This window comes from Prauserella alba, from assembly GCF_024171735.1.
In the GTDB taxonomy this organism is placed as follows: Bacteria; Actinomycetota; Actinomycetes; order Mycobacteriales; family Pseudonocardiaceae; genus Prauserella; species Prauserella alba.
Genome location: NZ_JAMTCH010000005.1, coordinates 122,790 through 139,018 on the forward strand (window position 1 = coordinate 122,790; position 16,229 = coordinate 139,018).

Annotated in this window: 12 protein-coding genes; 7 read left to right on the forward strand and 5 right to left on the reverse strand. The window is 67.5% G+C overall.

The genetic code is table 11. From position 1 onward, the window contains the following. Positions 1–12: 12 nt before the first annotated feature. From LY12_RS16240 to LY12_RS16250, 3 genes are read left to right on the forward strand one after another with little or no spacing between them, the layout of a single operon-like run. Positions 13–1,290 (forward strand): ABC transporter ATP-binding protein, encoded by a 1,278-nt coding sequence (locus tag LY12_RS16240; RefSeq protein WP_372493540.1) that lies wholly within the window; start codon positions 13–15, stop codon positions 1,288–1,290. After that, a complete protein-coding gene (locus tag LY12_RS16245; protein ID WP_253857643.1) occupies positions 1,287–2,063 on the forward strand; it encodes an ABC transporter permease in 777 nt (258 codons plus the stop codon). Before LY12_RS16240 ends, LY12_RS16245 begins: the two co-directional genes overlap by 4 nt. 35 nt (positions 2,064–2,098) lie before the next feature. Next, a complete protein-coding gene (locus LY12_RS16250; RefSeq protein WP_504967633.1) occupies positions 2,099–3,040 on the forward strand; it encodes a glycine betaine ABC transporter substrate-binding protein in 942 nt (313 codons plus the stop codon). Between the two features lie 127 nt (positions 3,041–3,167). Here the strand turns inward: LY12_RS16250 and LY12_RS16255 are convergent, their stop codons facing one another. Then, on the reverse strand, positions 3,168–3,704 hold the full coding sequence (locus LY12_RS16255; protein ID WP_253858861.1) for a DUF6474 family protein: 537 nt from the start codon (positions 3,702–3,704) through the stop codon (positions 3,168–3,170). A 223-nt stretch (positions 3,705–3,927) separates the two neighbouring features. Here LY12_RS16255 and LY12_RS16260 point away from each other — a divergent pair, with 223 nt between their 5' ends. Then, positions 3,928–5,622, forward strand: coding sequence for a TM0106 family RecB-like putative nuclease (locus LY12_RS16260; RefSeq protein ID WP_253857647.1), 1,695 nt, complete (start codon positions 3,928–3,930; stop codon positions 5,620–5,622). Here the strand turns inward: LY12_RS16260 and LY12_RS16265 are convergent. Together LY12_RS16265 and LY12_RS16270 are read right to left on the reverse strand one after the other, a co-directional pair. After that, positions 5,606–6,931, reverse strand: a complete 1,326-nt coding sequence (locus LY12_RS16265) for an HNH endonuclease signature motif containing protein (protein WP_253857649.1) — start codon at positions 6,929–6,931, stop codon at positions 5,606–5,608. The genes LY12_RS16260 and LY12_RS16265 overlap by 17 nt on opposite strands. A gap of 579 nt (positions 6,932–7,510) precedes the next feature. Beyond that, entirely contained in the window at positions 7,511–8,269 is a 759-nt protein-coding gene (locus LY12_RS16270) for an SDR family NAD(P)-dependent oxidoreductase (protein WP_253857651.1), read from the reverse strand. Between the two features lie 132 nt (positions 8,270–8,401). Between LY12_RS16270 and LY12_RS16275 the strand changes: the two genes are divergently transcribed. From LY12_RS16275 to LY12_RS16285, 3 genes are all read left to right on the forward strand, one after another. Beyond that, entirely contained in the window at positions 8,402–9,712 is a 1,311-nt protein-coding gene (locus tag LY12_RS16275) for a UDP-glucose dehydrogenase family protein (RefSeq protein ID WP_253857653.1), read from the forward strand. Between the two features lie 107 nt (positions 9,713–9,819). Further along, the gene (locus tag LY12_RS16280) at positions 9,820–11,547 is read left to right on the forward strand and encodes a gamma-glutamyltransferase family protein (protein ID WP_253858862.1); all 1,728 of its coding nucleotides are present in this window, start codon (positions 9,820–9,822) and stop codon (positions 11,545–11,547) included. Between the two features lie 56 nt (positions 11,548–11,603). Then, positions 11,604–13,250, forward strand: coding sequence for a sugar ABC transporter substrate-binding protein (locus tag LY12_RS16285; RefSeq protein WP_253857656.1), 1,647 nt, complete (start codon positions 11,604–11,606; stop codon positions 13,248–13,250). Positions 13,251–13,327: 77 nt separating this feature from the next. Here the strand turns inward: LY12_RS16285 and LY12_RS16290 are convergent, their stop codons facing one another. Both LY12_RS16290 and LY12_RS16295 read right to left on the reverse strand, forming a co-directional pair. Next, the gene (locus LY12_RS16290) at positions 13,328–13,681 is read right to left on the reverse strand and encodes an ester cyclase (RefSeq protein WP_253857658.1); all 354 of its coding nucleotides are present in this window, start codon (positions 13,679–13,681) and stop codon (positions 13,328–13,330) included. 72 nt (positions 13,682–13,753) lie between these two features. Next, a complete protein-coding gene (locus tag LY12_RS16295; RefSeq protein WP_253857660.1) occupies positions 13,754–16,087 on the reverse strand; it encodes an acyltransferase family protein in 2,334 nt (777 codons plus the stop codon). Positions 16,088–16,229: the final 142 nt, after the last annotated feature.

Here is a 16,229-nt window from a genome sequence, read left to right on the forward strand (position 1 = left end):
GGCGAACCCGCCGTGACTCCCGAATCGACCGACGCCGCCGTGTCCGGCGTCGAGATCCAGCTCGAGGGGGTCACGAAGCGCTACCCCGGCTCGGCCGAACCGGCGGTGAACGACGTCACGATGACGATCCCCGCGGGACAGCTCGTCGTGCTGGTGGGTCCGTCGGGCTGCGGTAAGACGACCACGATGCGGATGATCAACCGGCTGATCGAACCGACGTCCGGCCGCATCACGATCGGCGGTGAGGACGCGCTGGAACTCGACGACGTCCGGTTGCGACGCAAGATCGGCTACGCGATCCAGCAGGCCGGTCTGTTCCCGCACTTCACCGTGGCGCAGAACATCGCCGTCGTGCCGGGGCTGCTGGGCTGGAACAAGAAACGCATCGCCGAACGTGTCGACGAGCTGATGGACCTCGTGGGACTCGACGTCGCCCAGTTCCGCGACCGTTATCCACGGCAGCTGTCCGGCGGGCAGCAGCAGCGCGTCGGCGTGGCGCGGGCGCTGGCCGCGGACCCGCCGGTGTTGCTGATGGACGAGCCGTTCGGCGCGGTCGACCCGATCACGCGCGGCAACCTGCAGGACGAACTCCTGCGCCTGCAGGCCGACCTTGGCAAGACGATCGTGTTCGTCACGCACGACTTCGACGAGGCCGTCAAACTCGGCGACCGGATCGCCGTGCTGGGCGAGGCGTCGACCATTCAGCAGTACGACACCCCGGAGGCGATCCTCGCCAACCCGGCCAACGACATGGTCGCCGGATTCGTGGGCGCGGGTGCCTCGCTCAAACAGCTGACGCTGCTGCGCGTACGCGACGTCGACTATCCCGACCTGGCGCTGACCGCCGACGCGGGCGAATCGCCGTCGGAGCTGCGGACGCGCATGGCCCGAGCCGGGGCGACGTACGCGCTGCTGGTGGACCGCAGGCGAAGGCCGCAGCGCTGGGTGCACGTGCGGAACCTGTCGTCGGCGACGTCGCTGGCGAACATCGGCAGGTCGGTGGGTGACACGGTGAGTACGCAGTCGACGCTGCAGGACGCGCTGGAGGCGATCCTGGCCGAGGGTGGCCGCGCCGTGGTGACCGGTACGCGCGGCGAGTACGTCGGGATGATCGACATCGAGACGGTGACCGGTGTGCTGGCGCAGCTGCGTGAGGAGCACGAGGCCGCCGGTACCGACGGCGCAGGGGACACTGGTGATGGTGCCGGCGGTCGTGCCGCGGCCGGTGATGGTGTCGGGCCGGCCGGTGGTGCCGGGGCGGCCGCCGATCCCGGGGCCGGTGCGTCATGAGCGACGTCGAACTCACCGCGCCCACCGAGGAGGCGGGCGCGAAGAAGGCCGACCGGGTGCGGCTGTTGGCGCAACCGTTGGCTGTCCTCGTGATCGTGGGTGCGGTGCTGACGTGGGCACTGGCCAGGGAGAACGACGAGATCGAGGCGCAGTCGATCCAGGCGGGCGTGCTGCTGACGAAGACGTGGGAGCACCTGTTGATCACCGCGGTGGTGACCGCGATCGTCGTCGGCGTGGCCGTGCCGCTCGGAGCGATGCTGACGAGGCGGTGGGCGAGGCCGGTCGCACCGGTGTTCCTGGGCATCGCCAACATCGGGCAGGCCGCGCCCGCGCTGGGTGTGCTGGTGCTGTTCTTCCTGTGGACAGGCTGGGAGGGCCTGTGGGCGGCGGCGTTGCCGATCGCGTTCTACTCGCTGCTGCCGGTGCTGCGGAACACGATCGTGGGGATCCAGTCCGTCGACCCTGCCCTGGTGGACGCGGCGCGGGGGATCGGCATGTCGCCACGCTCAGTGCTGCTGCGGGTGGAGATGCCGCTCGCGTTGCCGATGGTGCTGGCGGGCATGCGCACGTCGCTGGTGTTGGCCGTCGGGACGGCGACGCTGGCGTTCTTCGTGAACGGTGGCGGGCTCGGTGAGCTCGTGGACACCGGATACAAGCTGAACCGTCCCGCGGTGCTCGTCGTCGGCGCCGTACTGGCCGTCGGGTTGGCGCTGGTCGTGGACTGGCTGGGCGCGCTGGCCGAACAGCTGCTCGGACCGAAGGGGCTGGGATGAGGATCGGGAAGCGGGTCGGCCGGAAGGTGCGGTCGATGTTCGCGGCGGGTCTGTTGGTGACGACCACGGCGGCGTGCGGACTGAGCGTCAACGCCGCGTTGCCGTACGACGTGCAGCCGGGATCGATCCCGCGGGTGCCTGCGCTCGACGGTGTCGAGGTGACGGTGGGGTCGAAGGACTTCACCGAGCAGATCGTCCTGGGATACATCGCGCAGCTCGCCCTCGAAGCGGCGGGTGCGGACACCGTGGATCTGACGAACATCGCCGGTTCGAACAGTGCCCGTTATGCCCTGGAGGATGGGCAGATCGACGTGCAGTGGGAGTACACGGGCACGGCATGGTTGTCGTATCTGGGCGAGGACACGCCGATCCCGGGGGAGCAGGAGCAGTACGAGGCGGTTCGTGAGGCCGACCTGAAACGGAACGGCTTGATGTGGTTGCCGTACTCCGATGTGAACAATACGTACGCGTTCGCGACGACCGAGAAGTTCGCGCGCGAGCACGGCCTGCGGACCATGACGGACATGACGAACTTCGTGAAGCAGAACCCGCGGGAGGCCGTGTTCTGCGTCGAGACGGAGTTCGCCAGCCGTCCGGACGGCATGCCCGGGGTGACGAAGACGTACGGCTTCCCGGTGAGGACGACCAAGACGTTCGGCACGGGTGCGATCTACACGGCCGTCGCGAACGGCACGTGCAACTTCGGCGAGGTGTTCACCACCGACGGCCGCATCGCGGGGCTGAACCTGCGGGTGCTCGAGGACGACAAGCGGTTCTTCCCGCAGTACAATGCGGCCGTGACCGTGCGGAAGGACTTCTACGACGAGCACCCGCAGCTCGCCGACGTCATGGCACCGGTGGCGGACACGCTGGACAACGAGGAAATCATGGAGTTGAACAAGCGGGTCGACGTCGACGGTGCCGACCCGTCACAGGTCGCCTACGACTGGATGCGGACGAAGGGCTTCATCCGCTGAGCCAGCGCGGTCTCAGCAGAGCCACCGTGGGGTCGCCGGTGTTGCGGCGTCGCCGCTGCTGCACCGTCTTTCCCTGTCTTGCTACGCCGTCGTCCTTCTGCGTCGCCGCGTCGCCGCGTGGTCGCGGTCAGGCCACGCCGAGACGGCGCAGCAGTTCGGATTCGAGACCGTCGAGCTCGGAGGCGATGGCTTTGTGCGCGGCCTTCCGCCGGGTCGAAGGCATGTGCTCGGCTGCGCGTACCGAGGCGGTGAGCTGTTCGAGCGTGCCCTGGGCGTGCTGGGCGAACGACACGTCGTCGTTGGTGACTTGTGGGGCTCGTCGCAGCTCCGTGAGCCCGTCCGCCGCGCCGGCGATGCGGGCGAGCAGGCCGCCGCCGTGGCCGCTGTACTCGGACAGCTGCTCGACGGGGACGCCGATCTTGCGCGCCTGGTAGCGGTCGTACGCTTCGCGGACGGTGCCTGCTGCTCGGACGGCCAACGGCGCCAACGCAGGGCCGACCGCAGGGATGACGATCTTCGCCACCTTGACTGCGTTCTTCGCCTTCTGCGGAGTCAGGCCCGAGTCGTGCTCGTCGGACTTGGCGGCCTTCTTCGCTGCCTTCCGATCCTTTTTCGCTGCCTTCTTCGACTTCGCCGACGAGACCTCCGGAGATTCCGAGAACACCGAGGGCTCCGGGGACTCGGACAACGTGTCGTCGTGGCCTGTGTTGCGGGATGTGCTGGCCATCGCCGTTCCTCGCCTCCGGTTGCGGTCGGTTACGTGGGTGCCATCGGGACCTTCCGACGGCACCGTGTTCGTTGATGGTTGGGACTGAACTTACTGGTCATACCGGGCTGGGAGCACGTCGCCTACGGGAGTGTCGGGGCCTTCTCATAAAGTGAACACCATGGTTGACGAGGTGTTGCTCGACGCGGGCGTGGTCACACGGTGTCGTCGGCGAGTGCATCTCGACAACGACCCCACGATGGTCGGGACGCCACTTGCCCCGCCGGATCCGTCGGCCGAACAGCGGATCGCCGATGCGGAAGCCCATCGCGCCGACATCGCGGAGCGGTTACAGATCGCCACCGCCCCGGTTGGGAATGGCGAGGATCCGGATGCCGCGTTCGGGCTCGCCGACGATTCGGCCGCTACCTGGACGGTCGTTCCCGCTGATCTGGCTCCTGCGGAACGTGCAGGGCTGACGCTGACCGCACTCGAGGAGGGAGTCGGTTACATCTGGGGCGGCCTCCTGCCCCGCGACCGCGAGGCGGGACGGCGCGGTGGTATCCAGCTGCTTGTCCGGTCGGTCGACGGCTACGTGCCGGTTCTCGTCGTGCGTCATCGCATCACGGACGCGGGGGAGGGCGCTCGGACGACCGAGGTGACGGATCTCGACCCCGCGAACGCTTCGACAGATCCGGACCGGAAAGTGCGGTCGCACCCGCGTGATCAGCTGCGGCTTGCCCACGCCTATCGACTTCTGCAGGCCGCTGGGTTCGCCGAGCCGGATCGTGCGGTCGGCGGAGTGATCGGGCTCGATGCGGATGTGGTGCTGTGGCACGACCTGGCGGCCGGAACGTGGCCAGGCGGGCGGACTGCGCTCGCCGAATACGACAGTCGGTTTGCCGACCGTCTCGCCGTAGCTCGCGCCGCGGCTGCGCGTGAGGAGCCGTTGGCCGAGCCCTCGCGTGTCCTCGAATGCAAGGGCTGTCCGTGGTGGCCGACGTGCGAGGCCGAACTCACCAGGGTTCGCGACGTAAGCCTGGTCGTTCGGGGCGAGGACGCGATGGAGCTGCGCCGCGCCGGCATCGCGACGGTGGACAAGCTCGCTGCACTCGACGTCTACGACGAGCCCCCGATTCAGTGGACGGGTACGTCGTTCTCGGACGCGGTGTCGTTGGCCAAGGCGTGGCTTGCTGACCTGACGATGGTGCGGCGGGTCTCCCAGGTCACCGTGCCGCGTGGTGACGTCGAGGTCGATATCGACATGGAGAGTTTCGGCGACTCGGGGGCGTATCTGTGGGGTTGTCTGCTGAGCGGTGCTGATATCGGGGTGGAGCACGGGTATCACGCGTTCGCCACGTGGGAGCCGTTGCCGACGGATGATGAGGCGCGATCGTTCGCCGCGTTCTGGTCGTGGCTGACGGACGTGCGTGCCCGCACTGCCGCCGCCGGACTGCAGTTCCGCGCCTACTGCTACAACGCGTTGGCCGAGAACCGTTGGTTGTATGCGTCGGCGGAGCGGTTCGCCGGGTTCCGGGGTGTGCCGTCGACGGCTGACGTGCGGGCTTTCGTCGACTCCGACGAGTGGGTCGACTTGTTTCGAAGCGTGTCCGATCAGTTCCTGTGCTCGCATGGCAAAGGCCTCAAGGTGGTCGCGCCGGTGGCGGGCTTCGCCTGGCGGGATGCTGAAGCGGGCGGTGAAGCTTCGATGCGGTGGTACCGCGATGCGGTCGGCATGGACGACACGGAACCCGACGTGGCACAGCGTGCACGGTTGCTCCGGTACAACGAGGACGATGTCCTTGCTACTCAAGCCCTCCGTGCGTGGATCAGTGAACGGGCCATGATCGAGGTGCCGTTCATGGAGGACCTGTAACGTTCGACGTGCGCTGAGTGATGTCTTGGCTGCCGTCGGCGTGGCTGCCGGCCCTGTGGTGGCCGTTTCGGTTTCGGCTTCGATTGCGGCGATTGCCTCGCCGCCGACGTCGCTTCCGTTCCGCAAGTTTGCGCGTATCTGCGGTCTCCTGGGCTTGGGCGGGTTTGCCGGTGCGGACACTTCCCTCCGGTGTCGTGACGCGGAGTGAACCGTCTGGTTCCAGCTCGAACACCCAGTCGGCCGTGTGCTTGACGATGTGGTGGCGTCGACAGAGTCCGATCAAGTTCGCTGCACAGGTCGGCCCATCGCATCCATGGGGACGCACGTGGTCGAGGTCGGCGAACTCGGCCGGCCGGTGACACCCGGGAAACCGGCATTCCCTGTCCCGGACTTTCACGTGGTCCGCGGTCACGGCCGGCGGTCGGTAGCGTTCTCTACCGACGTCCACAGGGGCACCCGTCTGCGGATCGGTGATGATGCGCCGCCATGTGGACTTCCGGTCGGACGCAATCTGGCGCGCCACTTCCGCGGGAACCGCTCCGTGGCCGGACAGGTGTGCCGGATTGTTGCGGATTCCGGCGAGCGTCTCGAAGTCGATGTGGACGTAGATCTCCGCCTTGCCGTTCTCGGCCCTTGCCGGGGTCGTGGCGGTTGCACCGCTGTGGTCTTCGCGCGCAGGTTCTCCGCAGGAACAGTCCGCCAGGAACTGGTCTACCAGCACGTCGGCGCGCAGCTGGTCCGTCGTCCTGGTTTCGCCGAGGGTGCGCATCGCACGTGCCCGACGATCGAGCCGTGCGTACACGGCCGACGCGCGCTCCGCGGGTAGGTGGGCGGATATCGTCGCCATTGCGTCTTCGCGATGGCGCAGTGTCACTTTCCGCTCGGTACGTCGTTGACGCGCGCGTGCTGCCGCGCCATCAGGGTCAACTCGGTGCACTGCCCGGTAGGTGCACCGACGGATGGAGTCGGCACTTCGACCCTTGAGCTTGTCCGCGACGAGGCGATCGACGTGCGCGGCGTCCGTGCTGGACAGTGGATCCGTTTGATGGACCACTTTGGACGCTTTGCGTAGGTCGATGTCGCCGCGTGTGAGGGAGTTCAAGGTACTGGGCAGGCGTGACGTCAGCTGGCGGGCCCATCCGAGCTCCCGGCGGACCACGTGTTCCGACTCGCCTAGGGCGAGTGCCAGTTCGGCGGTTACATCAGTGGCGTGTTCGTGTTGTGCCGAGTACTCGGCGAGTGTTCGTAGGTACGTGGCTTGTGCCTGGCCGATTCGACGCCAGGCTTGCACGACATCGGTGATTTCCATCGATCCCCCTCGGCTCGTGGCCGGTAACGCTACACACACGTTGAGAGCATCGTCAAACCTGTGTTCGAATCACTCGATCGGGCGACGGTGTGCCGGGTTCTGCTGTGTAAGACTTGGACTTACGCGCATTGCGACCACGGTCATCGTCGGGGTCGTGGTGCGTAAACCCACTCCGTGTCACCTCAGTTCAGAGTCACAGATAAAGGGCCGCCCGGGTCCGGTGTGTGCCCCGTCAGCCGCAACGTTCGACGTATCAGTCCTGCAGCGATGTCAACCCTGCGAACGGAGCGGGCCGTTGTCGGCGTGACTTGGGCGGAGGTCGAGGATGTTGTGGCGGGTACACCCGGCGTGGTTCACCGGCAGGCATTCGGTGTCCGGTGGTCGGTTCGACCGGGATTGGCGGTGCTCTGCTGTCCCGCTGGTGAAGACGAGTTCCGCCCCCGAAACGTTGTCACGGGGGGCGAAACTCGACGACGTACTCGGCAGCGCGCGAGGACCGTTGCGACGGACGCCGCTACGACAGCAGGGTGTCCGACGCGATGCCCGCCCAGCGAGGTCGTGAACGTCAGGTGTGCAGGGTCAACGCGGAGCCATGCGAAGGGAACCGTCCAGGCGGATGACATCGCCGTTGAGGTAGTCGTGTTCGACGATGTCGACCGCCAGCTGGCCGTACTCGTCCGGCCGGCCGAGCCTCTTCGGGAACGGCACACCGTCGGCGAGACCGGCGCGGAACTCATCGCTCACAGTCGCGAGCATGGGCGTGTCGATAATCCCCGGTGCGATGGTCATGACGCGAACGCCTTGCGAGGCCAGGTCGCGCGCGGCCGGCACGGTCATACCCACAACGCCACCCTTCGACGCCGAGTAGGCGATCTGGCCGATCTGCCCCTCGATCGCGGCAACCGACGCGGTGTTGATCACGACACCGCGCTGGTTGTCCTCGAGCGGCTCGGTGCCGGCGATGGCCTCGGCCGCGAGCGTCATGACGTTGAAGGTGCCGACCAGGTTGATGTTCACGACCTTCTGGAACAGGTCGAGGTCATGCGTGCCCTTCTTCGACAAGATCCGCGCCGACGGGCCGATACCCGCACAGTTGACGACGATGCGAAGCGGGAAGCCGCTGGACGAGGCTCGGTCAACAGCGGTTCGGAGAGCTGCACCATCGGTCACGTCGGCCTCGACATAGGTGACACCGTCGACCTCTTCGGCCTTCTCGATCGAGTCCGCGAGGTCGAACGCGAACACCCGAGCGCCCTTGGCCGCCAACGCCTTCGCCGCAGCGCCACCGAGTCCGGAGGCGCCACCCGTCACGATGGCCGCGGTGTCCTTGATCTGCATGCTCGTCCTTTCTCGCACGTCTTAGAGCACGCAGAGCGTACGTGGTCACGCGGTCGATTCGTCGACCAATGTCCGCCTGCTGGTTCCCTCGGCGTTCGCCCGCAGGTCACCGGCAACTGTGACCGTGCCCTCATGAACCCTGCGCGGATCGTCGTGGTCGGAACGGGATACGTCGGACTCACCACGGGCGCCTGTCTTGCCAGCCTCGGCCACCAGGTGACGTGTGCAGATGTGGACAGTGTGAAGGTCGCTCGACTGTCGGCCGGCCGGGTGGACATCGTCGAGCCAGGGCTACCGGAACTGGTCCGGCGTGGCCTGGCCGAAGACACGCTTTCGTTCGTGGTGGGCACTGCAGACGCGGTGGCGCACGCGGACGCCGTCTTCCTGTGTGTGCCGACTCCGATGGGTGCGGGCGGCGCAGCCGACCTGCGAGCTGTGGAGGACGTCGTTACGGAGATCGCCGATCGGTTGCCATCCGGGTGCGCGGTGGTCACCAAATCGACCGTCCCCGTAGGGACGACGCGCCGCATCAGCGCTTTACTCGGCAGGCCGGACGTGCCGGTGGTGTCGAATCCGGAATTCCTGCGCGAAGGTACCGCGGTCGACGACTTCCTGCGCCCGGACCGCATCGTCGTCGGGTGCGACACGGCGGAGGCAGCGGAGGCGGTCGTCGGCCTGTATTCAGCTCTCGGCGCGCCCTCGGTGGTCACGGACGCAGCCAGTGCCGAACTGGTCAAGTACGCGGCCAACTGTTTTCTCGCCATGAAGCTGTCGTATGTGAATTCGGTGGCCGAGCTCTGCGAGCGGTTCGGTGCAGATATCACGTCGGTCACGGAAGGTATGGGATACGACCGGCGCATCGGACGTTCGTTCTTGGCTCCGGGGCCAGGATGGGGAGGTTCGTGCCTGCCGAAGGACACGAGTGCCTTGCTGCGGATGGCCGAGTCGGTCGGTTTCGGCTTCGACCTGCTGGGAGCGGCGATCGCCGAGAACCTCGCCCAACGCGAGCGTGTCATCTCGAAGATCGCGCGGGCGGTCGGCGGGGACCTTTCCGACGCTCGGATCGGTCTGCTGGGTCTCACGTTCAAAGCGGGTACGAACGATCTGAGGGATTCGCCGGCTCTCGGCGTGGCGTCCGTGTTGTGCGCCCACGGAGCGGACGTCACCGCCTACGACCCGGCCGTCGCCGAGGAACAGCCCGGAATGCTCGTGGTCGATAGCGCGTACCGGGCGGCAAAGGGCGCTGATGCGGTCGTCGTGCTCACCGAGTGGCCGGAGTTCCGGCGGCTCGACTGGCGCGCCGTGGCCGAGGCGATGCACGGCGACACCGTGTTGGACACGCGGAATCTGCTTGATCCACACACGGTCCTCGATGCAGGACTGAGCTGGCAGGGCATCGGCAGGCCGCGCGTTGTCGAGTGCGCCACGTCCGCGGTCGGATAGGCAATCGTTAGTTGAGGTAACTACCTCAGTGGTCGTAGGGTCGTGGTGTGTCTGCTGCGAATCCTTCCGCGTTCACCACCAGGCCCGAGCTCGCCGGAACTCACGGCATGGTCGCGTCGACGCACTGGCTTGCGTCGGCGACGGGTATGGCAGTGTTGGAAGACGGTGGAAATGCGTTCGACGCCGCGGTCGCCGCGGGGTTCGTTCTGCAGGTCGCGGAGCCGCACCTGAACGGACCCGGCGGGCAGGTGCCGGCGATCTTCGCTCCTGCCGGTGGAGGGCCGCGCGTGCTGTGCGGTCAGGGAGGTGCACCCGCGGCGGCCACGATCGGCCGCTTCGACGACCTCGGCCTGAAGTTGATCCCCGGTAGTGGTCTGCTGCCTGCCACCGTGCCGGGTGCATGGGACGCCTGGCTGCTCCTGCTTCGCGACTACGGCACCAAGTCGCTCCGGGACGTGCTCGGGTACGCGATTTCCTATGCCTGGAACGGGATCCCCGTGCTGGATCGGATCGCTTCCACGATCAATACTGTGTCCGACCTGTTCGCCACCCATTGGCCGACATCCGCACAACTGTGGTTGCCGGGTGGCGATACACCCACGGTGGGTTCACTCCACTCGAACCGCGTCCTGGCTCGAACCTGGCAGCGGCTGCTCGGTGAGGCCGAAACTGCGTCGAGTAGAGAGGAACAGATCGACGCCGCACGGCGAGCGTGGGCCCAAGGGTTCGTCGCCGAGGCCATCGACGGTTTCAGTCGCACCGCATTCCGTGACGACTCGGGCCGCGAGCACGCCGGCCTGCTGACCGGAGACGATCTCGCCTCCTGGGAAGCGTCCTATGAGGACCCCGTCGTCGCGGACTTCGGCGAATGGAGCCTGGTCAAGTGCGGAGCGTGGACGCAGGGGCCAGTTCTCGTGCAGCAGCTGCGCATCCTCGAAGAGCTTGATATGTCGTTTGTGGACGGGAAACCGACCGCTCGTACGGTTCACCTCGCCACCGAGGCTGCGAAGCTGGCCTTTGCCGATCGTGAAGCCTGGTACGGCGACACCGGCGACGTGCCGATGGAACGCCTACTTTCGCGCGAGTATGCCGCCCAACGCCGGGCGTTGATCGGTGACGCGGCGAGCGACCGGCTGCGGCCCGGGGGTGCTGACGCCCGTCTGCCAGAAATGATCGAGCGTACGCGCGACACTGCCGCCGGGTCCGGTGCGATCGGCGAACCCACCGTCGAACCGCAGGGACGCACCCGTGGCGACACGGTTCACATCGACGTCGTCGACGCCGCGGGAAACATCGTGTCCGCCACCCCGTCCGGCGGGTGGCTGCAGTCGTCGCCGACGATCCCGGAGCTAGGCTTCTGCCTGGACTCGCGGGCACAGATGTTCTGGCTCGAGCCCGGCTTGCCCAACTCGCTCGCGCCCGGGAAGCGGCCGCGGATCACACTCTCGCCGTCCATGGCGTTGCGCGACGGCGAACCGACCCTCGCGTTCGGCACACCCGGCGGTGATCAGCAGGACCAGTGGCAACTCTGCTTCTGGCTAGCACACGTCGGGGCCGGGCTGAACCTGCAGCAGTCGATCGACGCGCCCGCGTGGCACACGACGGCCTTCCCGAGTTCGTTCTATCCGAGGGCGTGGACACCGAAGGAACTGGTCGTCGAATCGCGCGTGGGAGCCGAAGCGCTCGCCGAACTGTCCGATCGTGGCCACGACGTCGTTGACGCCGGACCGTGGGCACTGGGACGTCTTTCAGCGGTGTCGCGTGATCCGAACGGCGGAATCCTTCGTGCGGCGGCGAATGCGCGCGGTATGCAGGGTTACGCCGTCGGCCGCTGACCGGTGCAAGTTGCAGTTTTTGCTTCTGTCGCAACGGATTGCATTGATAACATGAGATGATGCTCTCGTGGGGGCCGGAGCTCGTCGATTCCAGTGCAGCGGTGGTGTCGCACTTTTCCGGTATCGCCGACCTGCTCGGTGCGATCGTCGGAGTGCTCAGCGGTGTCGCGTCCGCCGTGCTGTACATGCTGGCGCGGCGGAACAAAGCGCGGGTCATGGCGATCCACGCCGGCTGGCAGGTCGCGCACGACGCGGACGACACCGGCGCCGTCGTCTACAATGGATCGAACGTGCCGCTGCAGCAGCTCGTCGTCACGGTGGTGTGCGGAGCTCGCCGCCGAACGGCCCGCCGCGAGATCGCGGTGTTGAAGCCGCAGGACACCCATGTATGGCCGAGTGACGACGTCCATGACGACCGAGTCGCCGAGGCGCACGAAACCGACCAGCACAAAGTCCAAGTGGTGTTCCGCAGCGGCCGCGAGTGCTGGCTCCGCGACGAACGCAGCGCAGAACGGATCCGCTCCCTCGTGCTGTGGGCCGAACGGACGATGGCGGAGACGCTGAAACGGTACTTCGGCCGTGACGGCCACTTCCGGAAGAACTACTCGGTTCGCATCGAGGTCGAGTCCTTCGACGGCAACGCGGCCCTGGAGACGGCATTCGCCCAGGTCGCCTCGACCGGGCACGCGCCGGCAGGCTACCGGATACCGGACGTCGTCGCCGGCCCGCACGACTGGCTCGGCCGCGCCGTCGCCGAGGACTGGGTCGAACAACCACCGCCGACGGTCGAGGACCGCGCGGGCATGTCACCCATCGCGGTGGACGCGCTCAGCCACGGCGACCCGCTGTACGCGGTGCCCTACGCCATGGACAGCGTCGCGTTGATCCGCAACGACGCCCTCGCCGGCACCGGGCCGATGCCCTCGACCTTCGCGGAGGTCGCCGCCCACGGCCGGGACGCGTTGCGCGCCAAAGGAATCCACGACGGTGTCGCGGTCGCATTGCAGGTGGGCGCCCCCGACGGCGATCCCTACCACGCGTGGCCGCTCCTCAGCAGCGTCGGCGCCTCTTTCTTCGGAGTCGGCCACGATCCCGGAGAGCAGCGCGGAACCGAATGCTGGCGCGACGACTTCGTCAACGCGTTCGAGAAGTTGGCCACTCTCGGCAGAGCGCACGGCGGCGTCCTCGATCCCGAGTTGGACCGCCGCGCATCGTTGCGATTGTTCCTCGGAGGAAGGGCGCCGTACCTGATCAGTTCATCCCTGGCGTTGCACGAAATCCGCCGGCGAAGATTGAACGTCACCGTGTCGCAGGTCCCCCGGCTCGGCACACGTCCCCCGGTGACGCTCGTGTCCGTCCACGGCCTCTACCTCAACCATCGCTCCCGCAACCCGCCCGCCGCGCGCGACCTGCTCACCACCTACCAGGCGTCGCCGACCGCGGGCGAGGACCTCAACCGGATCCGCCGCATCGTGCCGGCGCACGACGATGCGATGGACACCCTCCGCCGCGACGATCCCCTCCTGCGGCCGTACATCGACCAGTGCCGAACCGGAACACCGATGCCTTCCGGCCCCGGCATGCGCATCGCGTGGCGACTGCTCGGCCGCGCCGAGTATCAGGTCCTCGCAGGTCACGGCGACCCGCGCGCCGTGGCGGAGGCCACCGCCGACGAAGGCCACGCCCTGCTCTCCGGCGCGTGACAGGCATCCCGCCTCGCACACGCACTGCACCAGCGCCCGCGGCCGCATGTTCGATTCGACGGGCGCGACGGCCCGCATCACGGTGTTTCCGCGATCACCCAGTACTCGACGAATCGGCGACCGTCGTGGCGGAGGATGTCGTGGCCGTGGAACTCTGCCGGCACGCCGTTGCGGTGACCATGCGCCACCCACCTGGCACTGATCAGATCACCGTCCGCGACAGGTCCCACATCCACGGCGAACGACAGGTCGTCGAACATGCCGCGTCCCTCACGAATCACAGCAGCCAGCTGATCCGGGCCGGTGACCAGCGCCGGATGGCCCGGCCAATGACCGACGAAATCGTCCGTCACGACATCCCGCGCGATCGTTTCCAGATCCGTCGGTTCGCCGTTCCACAGCTCGTCCAGCCACCGCACGTACAGCGTCATCGCCAGTCCTCCTCGTGTCCGACCCGTTGCTGCTCCTTATCGTCGAGCCGCGCACCTGTGCTCGGACGCAGGTCAGCGTGCGTGTCGAGGACCATCGCTCCCATCGGGACGTCGCGGCTGCACCCGGCGTTCCTGCACCCGGCGTTCCTGCGGACGTCGAACCGGCGACTGTCCCCGCGCCTGCTCCGGTGACTGTCGCTGCGGCTCGGCCCCTTCCGGCCGACGTTCCTGCGCCCGCTGCTCCGGATCCCGTGGTGTCGACCGCTCCGCTCGCCGCTGCGCGGGTTCCTGCAGCGTCGGTTGCTGCTCTGCCGGTTGCTGCTGCCCCGGTTGCGGCGGGGGTCGCCGCGGGGGCTGTCGCGCCTGGCTCCGGTCGAGAGGTTCCCCGCCGTTGCGCTCTGCCTCACGCGGCGGTCCCGCACGTTCGGCCGGGCGCGGTTGGGCCCGGTTCGACGAGCGTGGCTGCTCCCGGCGCGGCTCGACCGGGGGATCGGCCTGTTGCGCAGGCCGCCGCGGCGGCACCTGCGAACGATGGTTTCGGGGTTGTTCGCCCTGGCCGTTCGACGTCGGTTCGACCCGATCCGGGGCGGGGCGCGGACGGCCACCACCCCGGTTGAGGGGCTCGCCGTGCCCGTTGCGCCGTGGATCGGCGACGTCGCCGCGTGCCGGACGCTGTTCAGGTGCCGCACGCTGCGGCTCCGGGTGCTGTGGTTCCTGACGCTGTGGTTCCGAGTGCTGTGGCTCCGGGTGCGGTGATGGGTACCGGGAATCCGAGAGCTGGGAGCCGGGGCGCGGTGAAGCGGGACGCGGTGGTTCGACGTGCGGTGAGTCGATGTGTGGTGAGTCGACGTGCGGTGAGTTCGAAGGCAACGGCTGCGAACGGGTCGGGTCGACGGGAACGGGTTCCGATCGCGTCGCATCGAAGCGGGTCGCGCCGGGCGGCATCTTCGAGGGAGAACCGGCGCCGGGAGAACCGATCCCGGGAGCACCGGCGCCGGGCGAACCGTCGCTCGGAGGGACAGCGCCGGGAGGGACAGCGTTGGGAGCACCCGCCGCCCGCGAGCCGGCTCTGGGTGAATCGGAGCGAGGCGGTGCTGCGCCGTCCGGATCGGCCGGAATTCGCACCGTCGGCTCACCGACTGCGGAACGGCCGCCCGCATCGACATGCCCCGCATCGACACCGTCCGCGTCGACACCGTCCGCGTCGAGGACCCCATCAGCATCGGCGGCGGCGTCCGCCCGGGTGGCACCGGCGCCCGGATCGTCGTTCGTATCCGCCGCGCGCTTGGGCGGGTTGCCCACGCGCCTGGACAGACTGCGGGCCAGTTCATGACTCGGCCGTTCCACACCGCGATAACTGATCTCGACCAGTCCCGCCGTGACCAGCAGTGATATCGGCAGCGCGATGGCGAACGGCACGGTGGGACGCAGCAGGCCGAGGGTGACGAAGATGCCGAGGCCGTGCAGCAGATAGATGGAGTACGAGCGCTCCGACATCGCCGTCCAGAAGCGGAACTGCCTCAACTTCGGCTCGGCGAAGTAACCCATCAGGAAGAACATCACGGCGATCGACATCGCGAGGTTGTACGAGTCGTCGATGCGGCCGACGTCGATGATGTCGGCGTACACGTACAGCATCCACGCGAGCGCGCCGAACACACCGCCCGCCCAGAGCGGGATCTTCTTCGAGGTCGTTGCCCACACGATCTGGCCGATGATCAGGATCGGCAGGTACGACACGTTGACCGCGAACAGCGACCACGACTCGTTCAGTTCGCTGCGGCTCGACAACACCACGAACACGAACGTCAGCTCGATGCCGATCGCCAGCCACACCGCACGCCGCAGCACCGGCAACAGCGCCAGCAGAATGAGGTAGAACAGGACCTCGATGATCATCGTCCAGGCCACTGGCATGAGGACGACCTGCGGATACAGTATGTAGTTCACCAGGGTCCAGTTGGTGAACATCGTCCACGGCGTCAGCTCCTGCGACTGGCCCGTCGACTGCGGTTCGAGGCCGGCCCACAGGGCGGCCGAGGTAAGCAGCAGCACGAACAGCAGCGGCGCGTACACGCGGATGAACCGGTTGAGCGCGAACTTCCGGTATCCCTGGCGCATCGCGATCGGCGTCACGATGAACCCGCTGACCAGGAAGAAGAACGGTACGGCGACCTGGCCGATGCCCTGGGTGGCCATGCGCATCGGTTCGCTGCTGAACGTCTCGACGAACTCGATGACCGGGGCGTTCTCCCCCTTCACCTGCACCCACGGGTGGGCGATGTGGGAGTAGACCACCAGCAGTGCCGCGATGGCACGGCCCATGTCGACGAACGAGATGCGGGTCTTGGCGTCGCCTTCGAGCGGCTTCGGCCGAGAGCGTGACGTCCTGTCCAACGCACTCACCCCCTCAGCGCAACCGCCATGCTTGCCGATCCGTCTGCCATCGTCCATCAGGGTCTGGTGGTGCTGTGGTTCACTCCAGCAGTGAATCGGGCAAACGGCAGCGTATCCGCAGTTAGCATGGCCGTGGAATCCCGTCCGTCCG